The organism is Marinomonas piezotolerans, from assembly GCF_003362755.1.
GTDB classification, from domain to species: domain Bacteria; phylum Pseudomonadota; class Gammaproteobacteria; order Pseudomonadales; family Marinomonadaceae; genus Marinomonas; species Marinomonas piezotolerans.
This window is the reverse complement of record NZ_QKRA01000003.1, coordinates 288,046-312,312: the sequence shown is the minus strand read 5'-3', so window position 1 is coordinate 312,312 and position 24,267 is coordinate 288,046. Positions and strand designations below refer to the sequence as shown.

Genomic DNA, 24,267 nt, shown 5'->3' with positions numbered 1-24,267 from the left:
TATGGAGAGAAAATGACACAATCCACCGATTATCATGTACCTGCTCTCGCCAGAGGGCTTCACATCATTGAACTCTTTGATGAACAGCATCGTGTTTTGAGTACACAGGACTTCGCAGACCATTTGAATGTCAGCGCGTCTTCAACCTATCGCATCGTGCAAACCCTGCTGGACCGGGGCTATCTGAAAAAAGTAGCGCGTAATGCCTATGAGCTCGGCCCGCAAATCGTTTCTCGAGGCTTTGCCTATCTCGCAGGAAAAGATCTGATTGATGTGGCTGCCCCGCACTTAAATTTACTCAGAGACGAGACATCGATTTCTTGCCATCTAGCCATTCGCGACGGCTTAGACACCTTGTATATCTATCGCGCACAAGCCTCCCAGCGACTGTCGGTAAACATCCCTCTCGGCACGCGCCTACCCTGCCACACCAGCGCCATGGGACGCGTACTCTTACAGCAACTAAGTGACATTGAACTCAGCGCCATGTATCAGACTCAGCAGCTCGACATGTACCCGCGCCCTCACCCTCAAACTCTGCCAGAACTAAAACGACTATTGCGAGAAGAGTGGCAGCAAGGCTATTCCAGCAACCGCTCTGATAACGCAACCGCCATCGCCGCTCCGATTAAAAATTACTTGGGGAAAACCATTGCCTCCATCAACATATCGGGTGCCGATCAAGTGATGAATGACCCAGAGAAATTTGACCTTGCCAAGAATCAGCTCCTTAAAACAGCCCACGCCATTTCAGAAGTCGCTCCAGCCTAAAACGACCACAAAAAAAAGCCCCTTGTCGGGGCTTTTGTTGTACGTTGCACTTAGGGGGGCGCAACATAAGCACAGCATCCTAAGACACTGTTATTTGGTCTCTTGACCAAACTCAGGGTACGCATGCATGCCACATTCGTGCATATCCATGCCTTCTAACTCTTCTTCTTCGCTAACACGTAGACCCATTACCTTTTTAATAACGAAAAGGGTGATCAAGGTTGCAACAAACATCCAAATAAAGGTCGTCACAGTACCAATCAATTGCCCCATAAACGTTGCATCATCATTCGTAATCAAAACGGCGAAGATCCCCCAGATGCCTGCTGAGCCATGCACTGAAATGGCCCCAACTGGATCATCAATCTTCAGTTTGTCCAACATCAGAACAGACACTACAACCACAATACCACCGACAGCCCCGATCATAGACGCCACGCCCGCAGACGGCGCTAACGGCTCAGCTGTAATCGCTACCAAACCTGCCAAAGCGCCGTTAATAGTCATAGTGAGATCCGTTTTACCAAATATAGCTCGTGCAAGCAGCGCCGCCGCAATCATACCTGTGGCCGCTGCGGCATTGGTATTAACGAAGATTTTGGCAACTGCATTGGCTTCTTCAACGTTCGCAATTTTCAGCTCAGAGCCACCATTAAAACCAAACCACCCCATCCATAGGATAAACATACCCAATGTCGCTAAAGGCAAGTTGGCGCCAGGGATAGCACGCACTTCACCATTTTTGCCATAACGTCCTTTACGTGGGCCAACCATGAGTACCGCAGCTAATGCAGCAGATGCACCTGCCATGTGAACCACAACCGAGCCAGCAAAATCTTGGAAGCCTAATTGGTCAAGGAAACCACCGCCCCATTTCCAGTAACCTTCTACTGGGTAAATCACGCCAACCATCACCACAGCAAAAACGAGGAAAGGCCAAAGACGCATACGCTCAGCAACGGCCCCAGACACAATAGACATGGTGGCAGCAGCGAACACAGCTTGGAAAATAAAATCCGCCATAGAAGAGTAATACGGTGCATCCTCTCCACCATTCACCACCGCATCGGTAGAGTTATCAGCGCCTAGTAAAAAATCAATGCCTGGCACATAAGCGCTAATTGGATCACCAGGGTACATAACGTTGTAGCCAACCAATAGATATACGAAACAAGCGATGCCATAGAGCAAGGCATTCTTGTTTAGAATCTCTACTGTATTCTTACCACGAACTAAACCAGCTTCTAGCATGGCAAAGCCTGCAGCCATCCACATAACCAGCGCGGTACACATCAAAAAATAGAAGGTATCCAGTGCGTAACTGACCTCAATCACCATGTTTCCCATAAACATCTATCTCCAAGCAAATTAAAATGAATCACTATGGGGAAAATTAATTTCCTAATAGGATAATTACAATTTCTGGGCCATGTTTTTCTAAGTAATTGAATATAAATAAGTTTTTTTATTATCTTTGATATCCAGATAGTACTTTTCATATAGGTATAAAAAGTAAGAATAGAAGGCACTGATATAGCACACGGGGTGCACGTTTTTTACGCAAAAAAAAGCCACACGCTTGGTGTGGCTAAACCTTAAGATAAGGGGAGCAAAGATTAATATTGTTGCCCAGGGATCCAAGTCGTACCTGCTAGCGGCACGCGCGCCATGGCTGCCGCTTCGACATTAAGAGCAACCAAGTCTTCTGGCTCCAAGTTGCGAAGATCGTTCTTACCACATGCTCTCGCTAATGTTTGCGCTTCAAGAGTCAAAACTCTTAGGTAGTTCGCCAAACGGTTACCTGCGGCAATAGGGTCGAGACGTTTCATCAATTCTGGATCTTGTGTTGAGATCCCTGCGGGATCTTTACCTTCTTGGTAGTCGTCGTAGAAACCTGCAGCAGAACCAATTTTTTGGTAGTCTTCTTCCCATTTCGGATCATTACAGCCTAGCGCAACTAACGCCGCTGTGCCGATTGCGACAGCGTCCGCACCAAGCGCCATACACTTAGCCACATCGGCACCATTACGAATACCGCCTGAGACGATAAGTTGCACTTTGCGGTGCATGCCCATTTCTTGCAGCGCTTGAACCGCTTGAGGAATGGCCGCCATCGTAGGAATACCCACGTGCTCAATGAATACATCTTGAGTCGCTGCTGTACCGCCTTGCATACCGTCCACCACAATTACATCTGCACCCGCTTTTACTGCAAGCTTCACATCATAATAAGTACGAGTCGCCCCAACTTTTATGTAAATCGGTACCTGCCAATCCGTGATCTCGCGAAGCTCTTGAATTTTGATAGCCAAGTCATCTGGACCGGTCCAATCTGGGTGGCGACAAGCCGAGCGCTGGTCGATGCCTTTTGGCAAGTTTCGCATCTTCGCTACACGATCAGTGATTTTCTGTCCTAGCAACATACCACCACCACCTGGCTTAGCACCTTGACCTAGTACCACTTCAATGGCGTCCGCTTTACGCAGATCATCAGGGTTCATTCCATAACGTGATGGCAAGTACTGGTAAACAAGCTTCTTAGACTGTCCTCGTTCTTCTGGCGTCATACCGCCGTCACCCGTAGTTGTCGATGTACCCGCAATCGACGCACCTCGGCCAAGTGCCTCTTTAGCGTTTGCAGACAAAGCGCCGAAACTCATTCCCGCAATCGTTACTGGGATATCCAGTTTGATTGGGTTCTTTGCGAACAGATCACCGAGTACCACCGATGTGTTACACGTCTCGCGGTAACCTTCCAATGGGTAGCGTGACATACTCGCTCCCAAGAAAAGTAGGTCATCAAAATGCGGAACTTTACGTTTTGCACCAAAGCCACGAATGTCGTAAATGCCAGTGTCTGCTGCACGACGGATTTCAGCCATGGTGGCGCGATCAAAGGTGGCGGACTCTTTTAGGCTTGCGTTGTAGTTGGAATCGTTACTCATTGTTCTAACCTCTCAAATTTAGTATGCAGACGCGTTATCAACTTTGAATGTATAAAGCTGACGTGCTGAGCCGTAGCGTTTAAAGGCCGCAGGATCTTCGTCCACGCCTGCCTTCGCCAAGAGTCCACTAAGCTCCTCTAGGTGCTCTGGACGCATTTCTTTTTGAATGCAATCTGCCCCAAGAGACTTCACTTCGCCTTTCACATAAATATGTACTTCATAGAGTGAGTCGCCCAAGGCTTCACCCGCATCACCACAGACTACTAGGGAGCCTGACTGCCCCATGAAGCAACTCATGTGGCCAACGCTGCCCTTCACCACGATGTCGACACCTTTCATGGAAATACCGCAGCGAGCGCCAGCGTTACCTTCGATCACCAACAAGCCGCCTTGCGCCGTAGCTCCGGCAGCTTGAGAAGCATCACCTTTAACGCGAACGACTCCTGACATCATATTTTCCGCTAGACCTTGGCCTGCATTACCATGAACTGTCACGCTCGCAGTCTTATTCATGCCTGCACAAAAGTAGCCAGCATGGCCGTGGATATCGACATGCAGGTCTGCATCAAGGCCCACGGCGATGTTATGTTCACCTTTAGGATTGGCAACGCTCCATTCTTTTTCAGTAAGAGACGCTTGTTGTGCATGCAGCGCTTGGTTAAGTTCACGAATGCTGCTGTTGGCTAAATCAATTTTTTTCATGGTATTCCCCTACTACTTGCGTTCCCATATGTAGAATGTCGCTGGCTCTGGTTCCCAAACTTTTGCGTTCTCGATGCCAGGTAATGATGCGAGTGCTTGGTACTCTGAAGCCATGGCAACATAGTCTTCTGTTTCCGCTAGCACGGCAGGCTTGCAGGCAATCGGATCACGCATCACTGCAAAGCCATCTTTGGTACCAATCGTAAAAGTGAAAAAACCATCTAAATCTTTTAACGCGTTTTCCAAAGCACCTTGCAACGTGTCGCCATTATTTAGACGCCAAGTTAAATAACCCGCAGCCACTTCTGAATCGTTTTCCGTTTCAAAGGTGATTCCTTCACGCTTTAGCTTGTCACGTAGGCGGTTGTGATTTGATAGAGACCCGTTGTGAACCAAACATAGATCAGAACCTGTTGAAAACGGATGGCTACCTTCCATAGTGACTGCAGATTCTGTTGCCATTCGAGTGTGACCGATAATGTGGCTCCCTTTCATACCGCTCAGGTTAAACTTAGAGGCAATATTTTCTGGCAAACCCACTTCTTTCAAAATCTCGATAGACTGACCTGCACTTAGAACAAGTACATCTTCAGCATTTGATGCAATCCAGTCACGTACCGTCGATTCAGAAGCTTTTACTTTCAGCACAGCAACGTTAGCGTTTTGCATCCAATCCGCTTCACACCCCAAAGCGGTCGCAAGTTGATCCGTAAAGGTTGCCCAATTGAAGGCGTCACTTGGGTGACGAAGTGTCAGCTTGACCCAATCTTCCGCCACATCATCGCCATAGATGGCGAAACCCGCGCTATCTGGGCCGCGATCGGTCATGGCGATCAGCATTGGCTCAAAAAGTTCGCCTAACTTACTCTCATATTTATCATTTTTTAGGTAAAGACCAACTATTCCACACATGGTAGAAACCTCTATTTAATTAAATTTTGCTAACAAATAGCGCTTAGAAAAATTCTGAGTACTTCTCGACTTCCCAGTCAGAAACATGGCGTAAATATTCGCCCCATTCAGCTCGCTTAACATTTAAGAACTCTGCAACGATATCGCTGCCCATGGCCTCTACGAAAATCGAATCTTTCTCTAGCTCATCAAGGGCGTCACCAAGACTCTGCGGTAAAATCGAGATGTTTTTCGCGATAATTTCTTCTAGGGAAAGGTCATACAGATTGATGTTCATTGGCTCACCAGGATCCAACTCGCGCTCAATACCGTCTAACCCTGCAGCGATCAAAGCGGCATGAACAAGGTAGGGGTTACAGCCTGAATCAGGCAGGCGGAACTCAAGACGGCCGTATGGCACACGCACTAGCGCAGATCGGTTGTTATCGCCGTAACACTCGTACGCAGGAGCCCACGTTGCACCAGAGCTGTTGCCGCCAACAACAAGGCGTTTGTATGAATTCACTGTCGGTGCCGCAAAAGCACAGATGGCTTTAGCATGCGCTAAAATGCCTGCAGTGAAATGGTAGGCCATTTTAGATAGTCCCATCCCATGCTGATCACTATCATCACCAAACAGGTTTTTGCCAGACTCGTCCGTAATCGATAAATGGAAGTGCATGCCATTACCGGTTTTGTCCGCAGCGGGTTTCGGCATGAAAGAACAGATGATGCCCATATCGTTTGCGATTTCACCGGCTGCCATACGCACAAATGTAAAACGATCCGCAGACTCCAATGCTTCGCCATAGGTGTAGTTAATCTCAAACTGCCCGTTGGCATCTTCGTGGTCGATTTGGTAAACATCAAAATCTACAGCCTGCAAAGCTTCCACCAAACGCTCTAGAAACTCTCTTGAACGAGATAAACCTTTGTAGTCATAACATGGCTTTGACAGCGTGTCGGAATCATCTACTGGAAGCAGCTCTCCGCTGGCACCTTTTTTGAACAAATAAAATTCTGGCTCTAACCCTGTGTTAAGAGTCCATCCTTTATTTTCTAAACGCTGAAGTTGGTTTTTAAGCACCACGCGTGAACAGTAAGGGTGCGGAGCGTCGTTCACATAGCCATCACACACAAGCCGCGCATAACCTGGCTGCCAAGGAACAATGCTTAACGTAGAAAGGTCACCACGAGCAAGGAAATCAGGACCATGGGGCTCCATCGCAAGACCTGTGACAGCGAAACCTGCAAAGCCTGCTCCTTTTTCAACCACATCAAAAATGTTTTTAGCTGGAACCGACTTAGTCTTTGCTACACCGTGAATGTCGACAAACTGGGCAAGCACATATTTGATCTGATTTGACTCTAAAAAATTTGTGACTTCAGTAGATTGCATTGCATTACTCCTAAGTTAGTTTGTGCAACTCATGGAAGACTTGACGCCATAGTAACGGAAGACAATGTTTCCCACAAGGAAATTAATATTCTTATTAGTAAAGCAAACTTCTTGCCAAAGATGCACTGATAGTTATATTTTTTTCCTGAAGTGAATATAACCAGGCTTTTAAGGCGATATCCTTAAATCTCAATAAGCTGGTACAATGGAAATATCGAAGTTAAAGGGCCATAAAATGACAAACAACGCACCATCAAGGCACATCAAGGCGCTAAAAGAGGGCGAAATCAGCCAAGAACGTGTCGGGTCACCTCGCCTACGGCTCGAAGACTATATCGCTATGCAAGTGAAACGTAAGCGCATCGCCCAAGACCTTAAGATCGCAGACGTGGCACGCATCGCTAAATTAAGCCAAGGAATGGTAAGTAAAATAGAAAATGCTCAAGTATCCACTAGCCTCGAAACACTAGGACGATTATGTGACGCTATCGGACTATCTATTTCCCAGCTGTTTGCAGACTATGATCGTCCAGAAGGCGGAGCCCAGCACACGAAGTCCGGCCAGGGCATGGAGGTTGTGAGACGTGGTACTGAAAAAGGCCACACCTATCATTTGCTGAACTACACTCGCGGCGAAGCTCAGCTCATCGAACCTTTTTTAATTACGATGGATGATGCGAGTGAAATCTTTCCGACGTTTTCGCACCCTGGACAAGAATTCATCTATATTTTGGAAGGCGAGATCCTATATCGACATGGCAATAAGCTCTACCATTTAGAGCAAGGAGACTCTCTCTTTTTTGATTCAGGTATTCCTCACGGTCCGGAAGAACTACTACAGGTCCCAATCAAGCTGCTATCGCTCATCACACACGATCATCAAGAAAGTTAATCCGTGATTAGAAATTAAACCTTCCCCATACACGAGCTTTTACGGAGAAGTAGCGCTGGCCTATCTATGGCAGCAATCGAGATAAAATGTGTTCTACAGGTTGGAGGCGTTATAGGGTTTGATCATAAATGTAATATCAATAAAAAAACCCTTACCAATAAGTTGGTAAGGGTTTTTTTGGACAAAAGTCAAAACAATAAATTTGTAATGATCTTTCTATGAAAGGTCAGCAATTTCCCTTTCTACTAATTTCTTTACTTGTTCTTCATCGGCGACAAAGTTTTCACTGTCTTTGCGTAGCGATTTCACTAGACCAAATATCATTGCGATGATAACAAAGGTAAAAGGCAGCGCTCCCGCAATTGATGCGGCCTGCAGAGCTTTCAGCGCTTCAGTTCCACCCATTAGAAGAATCATCAGCGTTACCACACCCAGCAAGCTACCCCATAGAATACGCTGTTGAATTGGAGGGCGACGACCAAAAGACAACAAACGACCCAACACTAGCGTTCCAGAATCTGCTGCGGTAACAAAAAATACAACTACGACAATCAACGCACAGACTTTTGCAATCGTCGCAGCAACACCAGGAGTAAGTACCTCAAACGCGGTAAATAAGGTGCCAGCGTAATCCCAGTTGTTAACAGATGTATTGTAGATACTCATGTCTGCACCATAAATGGACTCATAAATACCTGCTGAACCAATAACACTGAACCACACTAACGAGACTATTGTTGGAATGAATACCACACCCATTACAAACTCACGGATCGTACGACCACGAGAGATACGCGCGATGAACATACCAACGAATGCAGACCAAGCAATCCACCATCCCCAGTAGAAGATCGTCCAGCCACCTTGCCATGTTTGTTCTTCACTGCTTCGTGCCGTCCAAAGAGTCATCGAAATCGCTTGAGACGCGTAATCACCTAAAGTCGTCAAGCTGTTTGCAATCAAATAGTTACCACTTGACGCCAGTAAGAAGTACAAAATAATGGCGATACAGATGTAACTGTTGAACTGCGAAAGCATATTGATGCCTTTGGCAACACCACTTGTCGCTGACAACGTCGCAATTATCGTAATAAAGACAATGGATAGAACGGTAACCGTAGTGGATCTTTCAGACAAAATATCTAGTGAAATCAATCCAGAGCTAATCTGCTCTACACCTAACCCAAGAGTCGTAGCGATACCAAATATGGTGCCGAAAACGGCTAGGATATCCACAGCGTGTCCAATCGGTCCGTAAATTCTATTACCAATTAAAGGGTACAATGCAGAGCGAATAGAAAGTGGAAGCCCTTTACGGAAGGAGAAATACGCTAACGACAAACCGACAATCGCATACATTGCCCACGCAACAGCTCCCCAATGGAATACTGTAAGGGTCAAACCGCCTACAGCCGCTTCAGCGACTAGATCATTAGGAATAGGAAAGCCAGCATCGCCAGGCTGCAAGCCTGCCGCAAGTGCTGCCTGTTTCGCTTCGAAAAAACTGCTCACGGCAGTTTTTACTTCGGTACTCATGAAAGGGTTACCGCCACTCCATCCACTGGCAAAGTGAATCATGGGCTCTGACATAGAGAAAAAAAGCATGCCGGCACCAGTACCACAGCCGAAAAGCATCGAGAACCAAGCAAAGTTAGAAAACTCTGGCCTTTCGTTATCTCGTCCTAATCGTATGCCACCCACTTTACTAACCATTAACGTCGCACACACAACGAACGCTAGCAGCATGACAATGATGTAATACCAACCCAGAGTTTCCTCTATCCAGCCTTTAAGCCCAATGAACTGCTTACTAGCAACTTCACCGAGCAAAATAGTATAGAGAATAAACACAACAACCATCACTAGAGCGGTTATTCCAAGGGTCACATTGAGCCCTTTTAGTATTCCCCTCTGGGATATGAGGGCATCGATTTGTTTATCTTTAAGCATTAGTAACCTCGTTATTTTTTTTATTGTACCACTGTTATCCTATTAATCTAAACCAGACATCACAAACTAGAAAAATGGGGTCTTTTCATAACAAAATTAATGTCTTACAGAAATGGGCAAAAATTTCAATCCTCCTTTGCTCCTTTGGTAATAACTGCCCAGCTAACTGGGCAGATATTCTTTACTCCAGCCTAAGCTGGCAACGTTAGACTCGATCATGGAGGCTATTTCAGACTCGCTATAGCCAACATTCGCTAAGATTTCTTTGGTTGAGTGCCCAAACTTCTCAGTGGGTGCAATGGCCTTTAATGCCGCCCTAGTTGGTCGAATTGAATAGTGATCAATTTGAGTGAAACAGTGGCCACTTGGGTGATCTGGGTAGACAGAGAACGCATAGCTACCAAAATGCGTACCGACTTCTCCGTCGTGTATACGGCTGTAGTCATGACGCAAAGTCTCAATCGAATTTGGCTCTGCTACCGCAACATCAGCCCCTCTAAGTAAGTTAAGCCAATGCGACGTGGCAGCTTGCTTAAAGGCATGTTTCAAATACTCATGCAGATCCGGCGTGTCACCAAGCTCTGTTAAGCCTTCTAGCGACTTCAACTTTTCAAATTCACGGTGATCAGAATCAAGGAAGATCCAACCATCCATTGTTTCATAAAAATGCGACAAAGGATGATTGCCTAACACTTCGCGGCCTGACGCTTCATCAAATGGGCCTCTACCTTCGTAATCAAACATAAACGGAATTTGCGCCATATTTGTCACCGCAGAAAGAGAAGTTCTAACCCGGCTAACTTGACCCGTTATCAATTGATGGTACATAGCAAGCGCCATTCCCATGCCTGCAGCAAAGCCACAGTTAACATCCAACGTTCCAACGTGTGCATGCTCTTCAGGCGTTTCATTTCCGCCAAATCGCATCATAATGCCACTGTTTGCCTGAATGATGTCGTCATAGCCGATGTAGTCCGTTTTGGGCCCTCTAAGTGGTCCACCAAAACAATCTAAACGGCAAAATAGAACATTTGGGTTAACCGCAAGTAGGCTCTCTGAATCCAAACCAAGGTGTGCAAGCTGTCGCTCAGGCGCATTAATGAGAACCAAATCAACTGACTTAATCAGACGATTGAGGACTTCACGACCTTTATCAGTCATGATATTAACAAGCGCTTTCTTTTTCCCCATGTCAGTTTGAAAACTGTATAGACATCCAATAAGCGGATCATATAGAGGTTTCACAGGATCTAACTTAATAACCTCTGCACCAAATCTTCCTAAAAAAGCTGCCGAGTGTGGGCCAGCAATTACATTAGTCAGATCAAGTACTTTCTTACCATCTAGCCAGCCTTTCGGTTCTGGGCTGTTAGCAAGCTCTTCTCTTCGAGGTAGGCTTTGGGTAAATGGAGATATGGCGCTGCACAAACGATCCAGAGCAATGTCAAAATTGACAAACTCTCGCGCCTTCGCCTGCATGAAAGCTGACGCATTGTGTTCAAACCAAACTAAGGGCCCAGGTTGCTTCATCAAACCGTATTCAGGGTCATTGACCTCTATGATTAAACCAGCCTTGTTCGTATGCTCGTCATTTAGCCACTCTTTAGTAGTACGTTGTGACGCACCAGGGATTCCCGTTTCACCAAAGATTCGATCCCATTCACTGGCTGGCTTGGTAAGAAAAGCGGCCTTCATTTTTTCAGAGATGACTCTGGCCCATTTAGGGGGTAGCGGATAGACGCCTAGTGACGTTTCGCCATCCCATTCAGCGATGGGTGCATGCAAGTCCTGCACTTCTGGGAACCCTTCTTCCATCACCTCGTCGTAAATACCTAGAACCTGCAGAGCACGTTTCGCGTGGTTGCGGTGTGACGGACAAACACAGTAAAACTTTCTACCATCAGCACAATCATAGGTACGGAAGAATGGATCCAAGTACTCTTGCAACTCCTCGTAACTCAGATTCATATCGATGTTACACATTTGACGGTGCTCTATTTCATGCTCACGCATAGTTTTGTAGCGCTCTGGCAACTTATCTATAACAAATGAGTTATAAGAAAGCCCTTCCATCAGCGCAGCCGCGACAGGCACCTCGATATGATCACCATGTCCAGTGTTAGCTCGCTCATACAACGCCATAACAACTGAACTGGCAGCTAGCGAAATCGCATAGGAAGACCCTAAAGGCACTGGAGAAAAACTTGGCTCTATCCCCATTAGCACGCGGTTAAAACCCATGTCAGTGAAAGCGCCAGACGTCGCCGCAATGATCGCTTCAGTCGCTTTCCACTCTCTCCTCAACATGTCATTACTTGCAAATCCTGGCACTGATAAAGTAATGAGCTCAGGACGTATTTCTCTCAACTCTTCAAAATCAATCCCCAGCTTCGCCAAAACGCCTGGACGGAAGTTTTCGATAACAATATCTGCTTGATCAATCAATTGCAGTGCTTCATCAAGTCCTTTCGAAGTTTTCAAATCTAAGGTGATACACAGCTTGTTACGATTTAATACTGCGTTTGCGGGACTATCCCATTGTGGGCCTTGTGGCGGGTCAATATGAATAACTGTTGCACCAAGGTCGGCGAGCGTCATGGCAACAGCTGGAGCAGCAATTTGTTGTCCAAAGTCCACGACTCGGACACCAATAAGAGGTAGTTGATTGTTATTATTCATCTCTATTGATCCTATGTAAAAGAGCTCCCAGCTATATTGAGAAGCTCAGTACGTATGTGTTTATTGACTTATTTTTGTTATCGGGGCGAGGCCACCTCATCAGTACTGCTAACATCAGCACAGGGGGCATACTAGAATTGGGCCTAGGCGGCTACTAGCAATAAAAACGAGATCGATGGGTGAATTTTTTTTATACCTAAGAGACTGTAAAACCTACTAAAAACGCAAATTACTGATATTAATAGAAATATTGTTTTGGCGAGGGGGTAACAAAGGCACAGCTATAAAAATACTTAGCACTAAGGGTGATTTTTTATTGCTTTAAAGGCCTCAACTTATTCATAACAATGACGTTGTTTCGTAGCCTATGGTTGCGGTGAATCTGGGTGTGTCCTAACGCCAACAAATATGGTTTAAAGGCGTTTAGAGATAGACAAATAAAATAACAATAAGTGGAGCCGATATGTCTAACCAAATCATTCTACCTCGCATATTACAGGTAGGAGAAAATGCCAGTTTAGAAATTCCGACCATTCTAGGCAGTTTGGGGTGTTCTCGCCCTCTCATCATCACCGATAAAATGATGGTTGAACTTGGCTACGCTAAACGAGTTCAATCTTGCTTAGAAGAGCATCAAATCATCTCAGAAGTCTTCGATGATACGGTACCTGAGCCGACCGTAAGCTCTATACAAGCCGGTGTAGAGACCGTTCGTAATGGTAGTTACGACAGCATTATTGCTTTAGGGGGCGGCAGCCCAATAGATAGCGCGAAAGCCATAAGTATCCTCGGGAAGTTTGGCGGAGAAATGCGCGACTATAAATTCCCGCGAATCGTAAACGAAGAGGGCCTTCCTATCATTGCTGTTCCCACCACCGCAGGAACAGGCACAGAGGTAACACGATTCACCATCATTACCGACGAGACCAACGACGAAAAAATGCTGTGCGTTGGTGTTGGTTTTATGCCAATTGCGGCGCTTGTCGATTACAAACTGACGCTGAGTTTACCCGCTCGAATCACTGCCGATACAGGTATTGATGCTTTGACCCATGCAATGGAAGCCTACGTCAGCAAAAAAGCAAGCCCATATAGTGATAGTCAAGCCATTGCTGCAATGAAGTTGATCGGGCCTAATCTACGCCGTGCTTATCACGACGGCAGCGACAACCAAGCTCGAGAAGCTATGATGTTGGGTTCAACGCTCGCAGGTGTTGCTTTTTCTAATGCTTCTGTGGCCTTGGTACATGGAATGAGCCGACCTATTGGTGCAGCATTTCACGTTCCTCATGGACTTTCTAATGCCATGTTATTGCCAGCGGTGACTGAATTCTCTATTCCAAGTGCGGAAGAAAAATACGCCGACTGTGCTCGCGCGATTGGCGTAGCAACTCAAGCGGACTCTGATCAAGAAGCCAATCGTAAACTTATCGCAGAACTGCGCGCTTTAAATGACGAGTTGCAGGTACCAACACCTGAGCAATTTGGCATCGATCGACAACAGTTTTTCGATCTAATGCCAACCATGGCAGAGCAAGCGTTGGCCTCAGGTTCGCCAAATAATAACCCTATCGTGCCAACAGCCGAACAAATCATCGACATCTATAAACAACTTTGGTGAAAGCAACGACTTGATGCTTTACCTAAATAACTAAATGCCATGCAAACAAAATTTGAGGAACAGTAATGAACACGATCGGACATTTAATTAATGGTCAATTAGTAAACACTGCACAGCGTATGCAAGATGTTTATAACCCTGCTACTGGTTCGGTTTCCAAGCAGGTGGCGCTAGCACCTAAAGAGACCGTAGAAGAAGCCATTGCCGCAGCAGAAGCAGCCTTTCCTGCTTGGCGCGATACACCACCGCTAAAACGAGCGCGTGTTATGTTCCGCTTTAAAGAATTACTTGAGCAAAACGCAGATAAAATTTGCCAAATGATCGGTGAAGAGCACGGTAAAATATGTCATGACGCGGCAGGTGAACTGCAACGCGGCATTGAGAACGTAGAATATGCGTGTGGCGCACCGGAGCTACTAAAAGGTGAATTCAGCAAAAACGTTGGCCCAAACATTGATTCTTGGAGCGAGTTTCAGCCATTAGGAGTGGTCGCTGGTATCACGCCTTTCAACTTCCCTGCTATGGTACCGATGTGGATGTTCCCACTGGCCATTGTATGCGGCAATACCTTTATTCTGAAACCGTCGGAGCGCGATCCAAGCTCAACGCTATACATTGCTCAATTGCTACAGGAAGCAGGCTTGCCAGATGGCGTACTAAACGTTGTCAATGGTGATAAGGAAGCGGTTGATGTGCTGTTGTCTGACGATCGAATTAAAGCCGTAAGCTTTGTTGGCTCCACGCCTATTGCGGAATACATTTATTCAACCGCTTGTGCGAATGGTAAGCGTTGCCAAGCATTAGGTGGTGCGAAAAACCATGCGATTGTAATGCCTGACGCAGACATGGACAACGCGGTTAACCAACTATTAGGCGCGGCATTTGGCTCTTCAGGCGAGCGCTGCATGGCGTTATCTGTGGCTGTTGCGGTCGGAGATGATGCTGCTGATACGTTAGTCGCGAAAATGCAAACCGCTATGGAAAACCTAACGGTCGGTGAGTACAGCGATAAAAACAACGACTTTGGTCCTGTGATTACCCGTCAACATCAACAAAAAGTGGTCGGTTACATCAACAGCGCTGAAGCGGATGGCGCTAAAGTAGTCGTTGATGGCCGTGAGCCGAGTATCTCGGGTTATGAAAATGGCTTCTTTGTAGGCGCAACACTTATCGATGGCGTGACGCCTTCAATGCAAAGCTACCAAGAAGAAATTTTTGGACCTGTTCTGCAAGTTGTTCGTGTTAAAACCATGGAAGAGGCAATGCAACTTATTAACGACCACGAATACGGTAACGGTACATGTATCTTCACTCGTGACGGTGAAGCAGCACGCTACTTCTCTAACCACATTCAAGTAGGTATGGTTGGTATCAACGTTCCACTTCCAGTGCCAGTGGCTTACCACAGTTTTGGTGGTTGGAAGCGTTCACTGTTTGGTGATCTTCATGCATACGGTCCTGATGGCGTACGTTTCTACACCAAGCGTAAAACCATCACTCAGCGCTGGCCTTCTAGCGGCGTGCGCGAAGGTGTTTCCTTTGCGTTCCCAAGCTAGTAGATGAACTAAGCCATAAAAAACTAGGTCAGTATCTACTGGCCTAGTTTTTTTGCTTTGGGGCTCAGAAATAGATAGCCTACTTGGGCTTTAATACGTCGTTTTGGTGAAGTGATATGGCGCAGATAGTTAGATATGAACAGACTAATAAAAACGATAATTCAAGCGTTGTTACTTAGGATTTGAATGGCTGGCAATGCGCACATTTAAATACTCCAAACCTAGTAAACTTAAGTAGAATAAAAATGAAAAAAAAACTTCCTCCCCTAAATTGGCTTAGATCATTCGAAGTTTCAGCTCGCTACCTAAATTTCACCCAGGCAGCTCAAGAACTTAACATGACTCAAGCAGCAGTCAGCCAACAAATAAAAGGTTTAGAAGCGCAATTAGGTACCCAGCTTTTTAAACGCTTACCAAGAGGCCTAGAATTGACAAAGTCTGGGCGAGCTTATGTCCCTATTGTTCATGAATCCATTGAACGACTAGCGGAAGTAACAGACGAACTGTTTGGCCAAGGGCAGACGCGGCCGTTAACCATTCGCTCTAGTCTGATTTTCTTTACAACTTGGCTAGCGCCTCGGCTTGGGCGTTTTCGGAAGGCTCACCCTGAAGTCAATCTGAGACTACCTACTAATATTTGGGCAGAGAACCTTGATCGAGAGTCAGATATGGAAATTCGCTACGGGATGGGGGATTGGCCTGGCATGCAGTGCGATCGACTCACTTGGGACTACTTAATCCCTGTCTGTAGCCCTTCACTGTTAAGTACTCCGGTACCATTGATCACCCCAAATCAGCTTGCCAACTACACTCTGTTACATGTAGACGGTTACAACGAAGGGTGGGCCTACTGGCTTAATAAAACAGGATTTCAACATATTGATTCATCTCAAGGCATCCACTTTGACACCTTGATATCGGCCTTTGAAATGGCCAAATCTGGCGAAGGGATCGCATTAGGTCGTAGCTCTTTGATTAAGGAAATGACCTCCACAGGACAACTCGTAGCCCCATTTGAACAAAAGCTACCGACTAGCGAAGCATTCTATCTACTAAGCTCTAATAAGGGCTTTGACCATCCGCATGCGGAATTATTTCGCGCTTGGATTTTAGAAGAGGTTGAACAGGCTAAAAGTCATTGGGCGCACTAATAAACTTATGCTTAAAGCCTGCCATAAAGTGGAGGAGTTAGGTAGCTAAACGCTAGCTACCTATGTAACCGGAATACATCGGATGCCCTGAAATATTGAGTTCTTCTGGAAACTCAACTTTCAGAATCGACCCACTATCCGACTCGGTAATATATAACGTACGCAGATCTTTACCACCGAACGCACAGTTTGTGGTACCCAAGCCTTTTGGAGATCGAACCACCGCTACGGGGCGACCTAGATTGTCATGAATCCAAACTAAGCCCATACCCGTTTGACAAACGACAACGCCATTTTGGGCTGTTAATGCCAACCCGTCAGGACCTGCGCGCCCGCCGTTGAACTGTAAAAACAGACCCGCCTTGTTAACACGCCCGCTTTCCGACATCGGCAAACGCCATACCGCATTAGCGCGCGTGACGGCTAGATACAGTACATGGCTGTTTACATCCAACACCAAACCATTGGGACTTGGAGCCGTATCAATCAAACAGGTCAACTCTCCCGTCTCAGGCTGCCAGCGGTATACCCGGCCAGTCGGGTCATGCAGTCCAGTCTGACCTTGATCAGTAAAGTACAACGAACCATCTGGGCCAAAGTGCAAATCATTACACCCTTTAAAGCCTTCTGAATCACAGTCCTTCAGAACACCTTTCACCTCGCCTGACTTCGGATCGAGCTGCATAATGCCATTCTGAAAATCGGCGATGAAAATACGTCCGTCCTTGTGGATTTTTAGACCGTTTGGCTGACCATCGTATTCAGCAACTTGAACCACTTTCCCGGCAGGGTCCGCTCGCATAATGCGTCCAAATGGGATATCAACAAAGTATAAATTGCCGTCTCGATCAAATGATGGACCTTCAATGAAACTGTCTACCGTAGCGCCTCGTTTATTACGAGTCGCCCAGTAAGAAGAACAATTAGGGCGACGCAAAGACTCTGGCAACTCAGTAAATACTTCTGCATCAAAAATGGCAGGCTCTGGAAGAGGATACGTCATGTTATCAACCTGTTGTTAATGAGGGTAAATACAAAGCGATCTCTGGGAACGCCATCAATAGGAAAAGGAATGCCACGATCACGATAAAGAAAGGCAGTGTTCCCATGACGACATCTTCGACTTTCACTTTCTTTGACGAGCTAGCGACGACGAATAAGATCACACCCAGCGGCGGAGTCAGTTGACCCAGTTCCACCAGAATAACAACAAACACACCAAACCAAATGAGGTTTATGTCTAAGGCCATCAAGGCTGGGAAAATGACCGGAACGATGATCGCAATCATACCTAGGCCTTCCATAAAACAACCCAAGATTGCAAAAATCACCATGACAATCACAAGAAAAGCGAAACGCGAAACGTCTGCTTCTTGGAGATAATTAACTAATGTCTCACCGGCTCCCGACAAAGCCGTCGCGTAGGCGAAGATCATTGAGGTGAAAACGATAAACAAAATATTACCGCTCATTTTGATCGTACGAGTGAGCGCGTTACGTAACAAGGCAACGTTTAAACGTTTATAAATGCCTGCTACCAGCATCGCACCTAGCACGCCTACAGCCCCCGCTTCAGTCGGCGTGGCAATACCGCCATAAATGCTACCCAATACGATGAAGATGAGCATTAGAAATGGAAGTACGTCAAGTGATGCGGTGTAGAGCTCTTTAAATGTCAGCTTACTTTTATCCACTGGCACTAAACTTGGATTCAACGTACAACGAATCATTATTAGCCCCATATAAAATGCAGCAAGCAAAATACCTGGCAACATACCTGCAGAGAATAGTTGTGCAATGGACGTTTCAGTAAACGTTGAATAGATGATCATAGTGATTGAGGGCGGGATCAGAATACCTAACGTCCCCCCTGCCGCCAATGAGCCTGACACTAAGCGAATGTTGTAGCCACGTGATGACAGTTCAGGTAACGCCACCGTCGACATCGCTGCCGCAGTTGGTGCACTGCCACCCGAGATCGCTGCAAAAATACCACTACCCGCGATATTCGTATGCAACAAACCACCAGGCAAACGGCGAACAAATGGAGAAACACCGTTGTACAAACGGGAGCTAAGCCCCGAGCCCAATAAGATTTCTGCCATGAGTATAAATAGCGGAATAGCGGCCAGAGTAAAGCTATTTGCTGACCCCCAGCTAACAATACCTAACGCTTTCCAGCCTGCGAACCCTTTGATGGCCCATAGGTATGTCAGACCAGCACTGGCAACAGCAAACTGGACCCACATACCACCAACGATCAAGCCAACAAGAAGGCCAAATATCAAAATGCCTTCCATTATCGATCACCTTCCTTCACACGTAATAAGATAAGCAGGTGTTCTACTAAAAAGACCCCAATGACCACAAAACCCAGTGGCAAAAGTGTTTGTGGAATCCACAAAGGAGTACGTAGAACCGTGGGGGCAAACTTTCCACGACTAAAGGAGCTGCCAACTAGATCAAATGTTTTCCACGCCAACACCACACAAATGGCAATGGCTATAAGCGCAAACAAAGTGCCAAGCAACCGTTTTACTGAGGGTGGAAATGCCTCAAACACCACCTGCACTTGGAACAGTGAATTAGCTCTCACTGCCATTGCTGCACCGAATAAAGTCAGAGCCACAACTAAGTAGCCCGTGACTTCCTCAACAAACCCAAGTGAATAGCCAAACACTGCTCGTAAAAAGACTTCCAACGATACCAGCAACACCAATGCGCTGAGGATCAAAGAGGTCACGACGCCCACACTTTTACCCAAAAGGTTAAAAAAAGGTGCGGCGGGGGCCGCACCTTGTAAAGGTTGCTCGGAATGCATATTACTTACCAATCGCCTTTAGCACTAATGACAAAGCCTGCTCATATTGAGGGCCGTTCTCTTTCGCCCACTCAGACCAGTATGGACGAAGCAGGTCACGTGCTTTTTGTGCATCGCCGTCTGCAACCATAGTGATCTTCATACCTTTAGATTGCTGGAAAGCCATCTGCTTTTTCTCATCTTCAATGAACTCAGCAGAAATTTTGTCACCTTCATCCGCAACAATGTCACGTAACGTCGCTTGCTCGTCTTTATCTAAATCCTCAAACGAGTCAATGTTCGCAATAATCATGGAATTGCCGTAGTTCACAGCAAAACGATAGTTATTGGGTAAGAATTCATGCCACTTCTTCGCCCCGCCTGCACTAGCCGTTAGAACGCCATCAATGACACCGCGCTCTAGAGCTGTTGGTACTTCGCTGCCCGACAACGTAATTGGCAATCCGCCAAATGTCTCGACAAATTTACCTTGCTCAGGTGACGTAACACGGATTTTGTGGCCCTCTATATCACTTAGCTCATCGATAGGAAATGTCGTGAAGAATACTTGTTGTGGGTAGCGGTACCCCCCCAACAATACAACATCTTGCTGCGCAAACGACTCTTCTAGCATTGGTAGCATGGCAGCATAAGCCTTTTGCCATTCTTGATCATTTTCGATCAGCATTGGCAAGTTCAATACTCGCGCAATCGGGACATTACCAGAAAAGAAATAATCTGCAGCGAAATCAACAATGCCATCGCCAACCGCTTGAGTGATATCAGAAGATTTAATTTGGAGGGTTTTACCAAGGTGAATTTTAATGTCTAAATCGCCGTCGGTTTCAGAGGCAACACGCTCGCTAATCCGAGTCATACCTTTTACTGCAGCAGTGGTCGATACAGAAGAATAGGTATACCCAGTCCAACTTGTTGCATGCGCAGCAACCGTACAAGCCATAACAGCACTGGCAACTATCATTTTCAATTTCATATCAGTCTCCGTAACATTTGCGATATATTTATTATTGTTTACAACATTAGCCAATGAGTTCCATGGCCACTTACGAAAAGAGAGCCTGACTCCACTAAGTGCCAGCCCCTCCTATACTCTTTTATTTATTAGCTTTCAGATTTTCGAGCCTTGACAACGCGACGCTTGATCATAGGACCAACTACTACCGCGATAGTCATTGCAACCAACACCAAGCTCGTTGTGTTGGCAAACAGTGATGACCATTGTCCTTGCCCTATCAATAGGGTTAAACGTAGGTTTTCTTCAGCAAAGCCACCTAGGATCAAGCCAAGTACGACGGGTGGTAATGGGAATTTAAACTTATCCATCACATAGCCAATCAAGCCAAAACCTAGCATCAAATACACATCAAACATCCGCCCATTAATCGAGTACACGCCGATAAACATCAATACGATGATGATGGCACCGAGCACTGGACGAGGCAGTTTCAATAGATGAGCGAAACTGTTTGTTGCCAAAGAGCCGCCTAGGAAAATGAGCAGAATCGCGCCGAATAGGAACTGCCACATAAAGCCAAAGACAATATCTGGGTTATCGCGGAACAACATCGGGCCAGGCTGCAAACCATGAACCAACAAACCGCCCAACATAACCGCCGCTACTGCAGTGCCAGGGATACCCAACGTCAGTGCTGGAATCAACGCGGAAGCAGTGTCTGCGTTATTGGCTGTCTCGGATGCAGCAACACCCTCTGGCTCACCTTTACCCCACTCATCAGGATTACTACTCGCGCGGCGCGCTTCGTTATAAGACATGAATGCTGCCATCGAACCACCTGCACCCGGCAATATACCGATCCAGATACCGATGAGTGAGGAGCGTAGCCAAGTCTTCCAGAAGTGAAACATTCTTGGAAAACTACGTAATAGAGATTCGGTTTTCAGTGCTTTACCCGCCTCTTTTGTATCCAGTGGCTGCTCCAGCAAATCGATTACCGGAGGCATGGCATATAGACCAACCAGCAGGATAACCATATTGATACCGTCTAACAGTTCCAATTGGCCAAACGTAAAGCGGTCTTCACTAGTGATGGGATCAGCCCCGACCATTGAGACAAAGATACCGAAACAAGCGCTGATTAGGCCTTTAATAGGGCTTTCACCCAGAAGGAAAATGATGCTACATAAACCAAATACAGCGATCCAAAATACTTCTGCTGGGCCAAATAATAGAGTGACTTTTGCTAATGGCGGTGCCAGCAACATTAGCGCTAACGCACTGGCGATACCGCCAATCGCGGAGGACACAACGGCGACTTGCAAAGCGAAGCCACCACGGCCACTTTGAGCCATTGGATACCCATCAAAACTGGTCGCTACGGCCGCTGGGGTGCCTGGAATACGAAGTAAAACAGCCGGTATAGCGCCACCATACATCGCTCCATTGTAGATACCAGCCATGAGCCCTAAAGCAACCAAAGGATCTAATCCAAATGTAAAAGGGACAAGTACAGAAATAGCCATCGTAGCGCTCAAACCTGGCATTGCACCCACAGCAATACCTGACAAAACACCGATTACGATGGCAAAAAAGTTATCAAATGAGAGCACGCTTGGTAGCGCAGAAATAAGATCCATGTACATAATCAGTCGCCTTTACCAAATTGAGCCCATTGGAAAATCTTTAGACATCGCAACACTAAAGATTAGATAAATGCCTGCTACCACGATCACATCGGAAGCAAGAAGGACTTTTAAGCTGCGGCAGCCAAAAAGGTAAGCCGTCACCGGTACGAAAATCGCGGTTGTTAAATAAAATCCGAAGAAATCTACGCAAGTGACGAAGAGAAAAACCGACAATAAGGCTCCGACGACACGCGAAGGTGATTGAAGAGCCGGTTTATGAGGCTCGTTATTATTAAGAGCCTTTTTGACGTCAATCACGACTAGAATGACTGACAGCCCCATTAACGCTACAAGCATGGCAACAGGTAATAGCGAAGCGTTACCGTTTAGCTTCAACGCAGGAATGAGGAACGCAGCTGATGCGATAAAAATGCAGAATGCAATTACTATCATCGGCCGCAACAATGGTTTTGAATTGTTATTATTCATCACAAGCCACTATTCAAAAGGATAAAAAAAAGGTGCGGGGAACGTTCACCCCGCACCAAAAAGTTTTATTTCCAAGGAGTGGTTTCCCACGCCTGTTTTGCCAAATCATAAAGTTCATTGTTCAGGTTTTTGAAATCTAACCCGATAGACGCTTCAACTGGGTTGGCTGTCGCTTTCATTTTGGCTAACATTTCAGGGTCACTCGCTGCTTTAGAGAACGCTTCAAGCAGTTTAAGCTCTACGTCTGCTGGCAATCCTGCTGGCGCTACAAAGCCACGCAATGCTCCGTTGTAAAACTCCACGCCTTGCTCTTTGAATGTTTTCACGTTCGGAGCAAACTCAGAACGCGTAGCTTTCGCTACACCGATCACATTCAACTCGTCTTTAAACGCCGCAACTTCTGACACATTCAAAACACCCGCTGCAACATGGCCACCTAGGATGGCAGTACGTGCTGCCGACGAGCCTTTAAACGGAATGATGGTGAATTTAGTATCAGTCAGACTTTGGAATTTCGTTAAACCAAGATGATCATCACCACCAAGGCTCGACATCCCCACTGTGATTGAACCCGGTGCTTTTTGAGCCGCATCGATCAATTCTTTAACAGAGGTAATACCTGTTTTCTTAGACGTTACAATGACATTCGGGTCACTAACGATGTTCGCAAGGAAGGTAAAGCTGTCAGCTGAGTATTTCGCTTCACGGTCTAATGTACGAGCCATCATACCTGGAAGGTTATACGTACCCAGTGTGTAACCATCTGGGTCAGAGTGGGCCACTTCGGTAATACCGATTTGTCCGCTGGCACCGGGCATGTTTTTCACAACAATGCTGGCATCATTACCTAGGTACTTCTCAACAAATGGTGCAACATTACGCGCCATAACGTCCGTACCACCACCTGCAGAAAAACCAACAATTAGAGTAATGGGTTTTTCTGGGTAATCAGCCAATGCAGCACCCGATGCGAATAACAAGGCACTCATAAGCGCAGCTTTCTTTTTATAATTGAACATGCGTCTTCTCCTGAGATTTTGCGTGTAGTTGGGATTGATTCCCCATAAATTGAGCCAAGGCTCAAATACGTCGCTCGCTAGGGGGTTCAAATGACCCTCCTAGCGAAAAATTGCGTTTTATTCTGGAAACTTGCAGCCTTTTTCTTTTAGCGCGACATCAACCCAACTGCGGTCATTTGTACGCGCTTCAATCGCAGCCATTTGTTTCACTTCTTTGTCCTGCTTCGCCATCGTGCTAGCTAGCACCTCTTCCGCGTGGTCCAGTGGAACCGCTAGTACACCGTCGCAATCACCAATGACGATATCGCCTGGGTGAATCACCATGCCATCAATACTCACAGGAACATTAATTTCACCAGGGCCGTCTTTGTATGGACCACGATGAGTGACACCAGCGGCAAATGTAGGCAAGTTTGTTTCTACGAACGCATCCAAGTCACGGATAGCGCCGTTCAATACAAAACCAGCAACACCACGGTTAATCGCATGAGCTAGCATCAACTCACCCATTAATGCGTTACTTAAATCACCGCCCGCATCAACAACAATCACATCACCTGGCTCCGCCATATCAATAGCTTTATGAAGCATCAAGTTATCGCCTGGACGTGTCTTAACAGTGATCGCTGAACCGATCATTGCACCAGAAGCATGCATTGGACGTAATGTAGGGCCAGCAGCGAAGACGCGGTTCATTGAATCAGAGACGTTTGCTACTGGAAGACCAGTAAAAGCTTTAATCATTTCTTCTGACGCTTTGCGTTCACGGTTCAATATTTGAAAACCAATAGACATTTC

Annotated in this window: 20 protein-coding genes; 5 read left to right on the top strand and 15 right to left on the bottom strand. The window is 46.3% G+C overall.

Annotated features, from left to right (window positions below; genetic code table 11):
- Nucleotides 1-12 precede the first annotated feature (12 nt).
- The gene (locus DN730_RS08930; RefSeq protein WP_115467772.1) at nucleotides 13-771 is read left to right on the top strand and encodes an IclR family transcriptional regulator; all 759 of its coding nucleotides are present in this window, start codon (nucleotides 13-15) and stop codon (nucleotides 769-771) included.
- Nucleotides 772-861: 90 nt separating this feature from the next.
- Here the strand turns inward: DN730_RS08930 and DN730_RS08925 are convergent, their stop codons facing one another.
- From DN730_RS08925 to glnT, 5 genes are all read right to left on the bottom strand, one after another.
- Nucleotides 862-2,118 (bottom strand): ammonium transporter, encoded by a 1,257-nt coding sequence (locus tag DN730_RS08925; RefSeq protein WP_115468033.1) that lies wholly within the window; start codon nucleotides 2,116-2,118, stop codon nucleotides 862-864.
- Between the two features lie 269 nt (nucleotides 2,119-2,387).
- Nucleotides 2,388-3,716 carry an FMN-binding glutamate synthase family protein gene (locus DN730_RS08920; RefSeq protein WP_115467771.1) on the bottom strand — a complete coding sequence of 443 codons (1,329 nt, stop codon included), beginning with the start codon at nucleotides 3,714-3,716 and terminating at the stop codon, nucleotides 2,388-2,390.
- A gap of 18 nt (nucleotides 3,717-3,734) precedes the next feature.
- Nucleotides 3,735-4,418 (bottom strand): GltB/FmdC/FwdC-like GXGXG domain-containing protein, encoded by a 684-nt coding sequence (locus DN730_RS08915; protein ID WP_115467770.1) that lies wholly within the window; start codon nucleotides 4,416-4,418, stop codon nucleotides 3,735-3,737.
- Nucleotides 4,419-4,430: 12 nt separating this feature from the next.
- On the bottom strand, nucleotides 4,431-5,330 hold the full coding sequence (locus DN730_RS08910) for a class II glutamine amidotransferase (RefSeq protein ID WP_115467769.1): 900 nt from the start codon (nucleotides 5,328-5,330) through the stop codon (nucleotides 4,431-4,433).
- 43 nt (nucleotides 5,331-5,373) lie between these two features.
- Nucleotides 5,374-6,708 (bottom strand): type III glutamate--ammonia ligase, encoded by a 1,335-nt coding sequence (gene glnT, locus DN730_RS08905; RefSeq protein WP_115467768.1) that lies wholly within the window; start codon nucleotides 6,706-6,708, stop codon nucleotides 5,374-5,376.
- A gap of 235 nt (nucleotides 6,709-6,943) precedes the next feature.
- On the opposite strand from glnT, the gene DN730_RS08900 reads away from it, so the two are divergent.
- Complete coding sequence (locus DN730_RS08900; RefSeq protein ID WP_115467767.1) at nucleotides 6,944-7,600, top strand: cupin domain-containing protein; 657 nt, start codon at nucleotides 6,944-6,946, stop codon at nucleotides 7,598-7,600.
- Between the two features lie 216 nt (nucleotides 7,601-7,816).
- On the opposite strand, the gene DN730_RS08895 is transcribed toward DN730_RS08900, so the two are convergent.
- Both DN730_RS08895 and DN730_RS08890 read right to left on the bottom strand, forming a co-directional pair.
- The gene (locus DN730_RS08895) at nucleotides 7,817-9,550 is read right to left on the bottom strand and encodes a BCCT family transporter (protein WP_115467766.1); all 1,734 of its coding nucleotides are present in this window, start codon (nucleotides 9,548-9,550) and stop codon (nucleotides 7,817-7,819) included.
- A 162-nt stretch (nucleotides 9,551-9,712) separates the two neighbouring features.
- On the bottom strand, nucleotides 9,713-12,229 hold the full coding sequence (locus tag DN730_RS08890; protein ID WP_115467765.1) for a CoA transferase: 2,517 nt from the start codon (nucleotides 12,227-12,229) through the stop codon (nucleotides 9,713-9,715).
- 463 nt (nucleotides 12,230-12,692) lie between these two features.
- Between DN730_RS08890 and DN730_RS08885 the strand changes: the two genes are divergently transcribed.
- From DN730_RS08885 to gcvA, 3 genes are all read left to right on the top strand, one after another.
- Nucleotides 12,693-13,850 carry an iron-containing alcohol dehydrogenase gene (locus DN730_RS08885; RefSeq protein WP_115467764.1) on the top strand — a complete coding sequence of 386 codons (1,158 nt, stop codon included), beginning with the start codon at nucleotides 12,693-12,695 and terminating at the stop codon, nucleotides 13,848-13,850.
- Nucleotides 13,851-13,915: 65 nt separating this feature from the next.
- The gene (locus tag DN730_RS08880; RefSeq protein WP_115467763.1) at nucleotides 13,916-15,406 is read left to right on the top strand and encodes a CoA-acylating methylmalonate-semialdehyde dehydrogenase; all 1,491 of its coding nucleotides are present in this window, start codon (nucleotides 13,916-13,918) and stop codon (nucleotides 15,404-15,406) included.
- Nucleotides 15,407-15,651: 245 nt separating this feature from the next.
- Nucleotides 15,652-16,557 carry a transcriptional regulator GcvA gene (gcvA, locus tag DN730_RS08875; protein WP_115467762.1) on the top strand — a complete coding sequence of 302 codons (906 nt, stop codon included), beginning with the start codon at nucleotides 15,652-15,654 and terminating at the stop codon, nucleotides 16,555-16,557.
- 52 nt (nucleotides 16,558-16,609) lie between these two features.
- Here gcvA and DN730_RS08870 read toward each other — a convergent pair whose 3' ends face one another.
- From DN730_RS08870 to DN730_RS08835, 8 genes are all read right to left on the bottom strand, one after another.
- Nucleotides 16,610-17,560, bottom strand: a complete 951-nt coding sequence (locus DN730_RS08870) for an SMP-30/gluconolactonase/LRE family protein (RefSeq protein ID WP_115467761.1) — start codon at nucleotides 17,558-17,560, stop codon at nucleotides 16,610-16,612.
- 4 nt (nucleotides 17,561-17,564) lie between these two features.
- The gene (locus DN730_RS08865; protein WP_115467760.1) at nucleotides 17,565-18,857 is read right to left on the bottom strand and encodes a TRAP transporter large permease; all 1,293 of its coding nucleotides are present in this window, start codon (nucleotides 18,855-18,857) and stop codon (nucleotides 17,565-17,567) included.
- Nucleotides 18,857-19,378, bottom strand: a complete 522-nt coding sequence (locus DN730_RS08860) for a TRAP transporter small permease (RefSeq protein WP_115467759.1) — start codon at nucleotides 19,376-19,378, stop codon at nucleotides 18,857-18,859. Before DN730_RS08860 ends, DN730_RS08865 begins: the two co-directional genes overlap by 1 nt.
- Nucleotide 19,379: 1 nt before the next feature.
- Nucleotides 19,380-20,351 carry a TRAP transporter substrate-binding protein DctP gene (gene dctP, locus DN730_RS08855; protein WP_115467758.1) on the bottom strand — a complete coding sequence of 324 codons (972 nt, stop codon included), beginning with the start codon at nucleotides 20,349-20,351 and terminating at the stop codon, nucleotides 19,380-19,382.
- 128 nt (nucleotides 20,352-20,479) lie between these two features.
- Nucleotides 20,480-21,979, bottom strand: coding sequence for a tripartite tricarboxylate transporter permease (locus DN730_RS08850; RefSeq protein ID WP_115467757.1), 1,500 nt, complete (start codon nucleotides 21,977-21,979; stop codon nucleotides 20,480-20,482).
- A 12-nt stretch (nucleotides 21,980-21,991) separates the two neighbouring features.
- Nucleotides 21,992-22,450: a tripartite tricarboxylate transporter TctB family protein gene (locus DN730_RS08845; protein ID WP_115467756.1), complete on the bottom strand. Its 459-nt coding sequence runs from the start codon at nucleotides 22,448-22,450 to the stop codon at nucleotides 21,992-21,994.
- Nucleotides 22,451-22,515: 65 nt separating this feature from the next.
- Nucleotides 22,516-23,469 (bottom strand): Bug family tripartite tricarboxylate transporter substrate binding protein, encoded by a 954-nt coding sequence (locus tag DN730_RS08840; RefSeq protein ID WP_115467755.1) that lies wholly within the window; start codon nucleotides 23,467-23,469, stop codon nucleotides 22,516-22,518.
- Between the two features lie 117 nt (nucleotides 23,470-23,586).
- Nucleotides 23,587-24,264 carry an RraA family protein gene (locus DN730_RS08835; protein WP_115467754.1) on the bottom strand — a complete coding sequence of 226 codons (678 nt, stop codon included), beginning with the start codon at nucleotides 24,262-24,264 and terminating at the stop codon, nucleotides 23,587-23,589.
- Between the last annotated feature and the right edge of the window lie 3 nt (nucleotides 24,265-24,267).

Bases quoted from the DNA above. Each gene is read 5' to 3' on its own strand.
- DN730_RS08895 (WP_115467766.1), bottom strand. From the start codon at position 9,550: ATGCTTAAAGATAAACAAATCGATGCCCTCATATCCCAGAGGGGAATA.
- DN730_RS08885 (WP_115467764.1), top strand. From the start codon at position 12,693: ATGTCTAACCAAATCATTCTACCTCGCATATTACAGGTAGGAGAAAAT.
- DN730_RS08840 (WP_115467755.1), bottom strand. From the start codon at position 23,469: ATGTTCAATTATAAAAAGAAAGCTGCGCTTATGAGTGCCTTGTTATTC.
- glnT (WP_115467768.1), bottom strand. From the start codon at position 6,708: ATGCAATCTACTGAAGTCACAAATTTTTTAGAGTCAAATCAGATCAAA.
- gcvA (WP_115467762.1), top strand. From the start codon at position 15,652: ATGAAAAAAAAACTTCCTCCCCTAAATTGGCTTAGATCATTCGAAGTT.
- DN730_RS08870 (WP_115467761.1), bottom strand. From the start codon at position 17,560: ATGACGTATCCTCTTCCAGAGCCTGCCATTTTTGATGCAGAAGTATTT.
- DN730_RS08925 (WP_115468033.1), bottom strand. From the start codon at position 2,118: ATGGGAAACATGGTGATTGAGGTCAGTTACGCACTGGATACCTTCTAT.
- DN730_RS08835 (WP_115467754.1), bottom strand. From the start codon at position 24,264: ATGTCTATTGGTTTTCAAATATTGAACCGTGAACGCAAAGCGTCAGAA.
- DN730_RS08930 (WP_115467772.1), top strand. From the start codon at position 13: ATGACACAATCCACCGATTATCATGTACCTGCTCTCGCCAGAGGGCTT.
- DN730_RS08910 (WP_115467769.1), bottom strand. From the start codon at position 5,330: ATGTGTGGAATAGTTGGTCTTTACCTAAAAAATGATAAATATGAGAGT.
- DN730_RS08880 (WP_115467763.1), top strand. From the start codon at position 13,916: ATGAACACGATCGGACATTTAATTAATGGTCAATTAGTAAACACTGCA.
- dctP (WP_115467758.1), bottom strand. From the start codon at position 20,351: ATGAAATTGAAAATGATAGTTGCCAGTGCTGTTATGGCTTGTACGGTT.
- DN730_RS08890 (WP_115467765.1), bottom strand. From the start codon at position 12,229: ATGAATAATAACAATCAACTACCTCTTATTGGTGTCCGAGTCGTGGAC.
- DN730_RS08865 (WP_115467760.1), bottom strand. From the start codon at position 18,857: ATGGAAGGCATTTTGATATTTGGCCTTCTTGTTGGCTTGATCGTTGGT.
- DN730_RS08860 (WP_115467759.1), bottom strand. From the start codon at position 19,378: ATGCATTCCGAGCAACCTTTACAAGGTGCGGCCCCCGCCGCACCTTTT.
- DN730_RS08900 (WP_115467767.1), top strand. From the start codon at position 6,944: ATGACAAACAACGCACCATCAAGGCACATCAAGGCGCTAAAAGAGGGC.
- DN730_RS08915 (WP_115467770.1), bottom strand. From the start codon at position 4,418: ATGAAAAAAATTGATTTAGCCAACAGCAGCATTCGTGAACTTAACCAA.
- DN730_RS08850 (WP_115467757.1), bottom strand. From the start codon at position 21,979: ATGTACATGGATCTTATTTCTGCGCTACCAAGCGTGCTCTCATTTGAT.
- DN730_RS08920 (WP_115467771.1), bottom strand. From the start codon at position 3,716: ATGAGTAACGATTCCAACTACAACGCAAGCCTAAAAGAGTCCGCCACC.
- DN730_RS08845 (WP_115467756.1), bottom strand. From the start codon at position 22,450: ATGAATAATAACAATTCAAAACCATTGTTGCGGCCGATGATAGTAATT.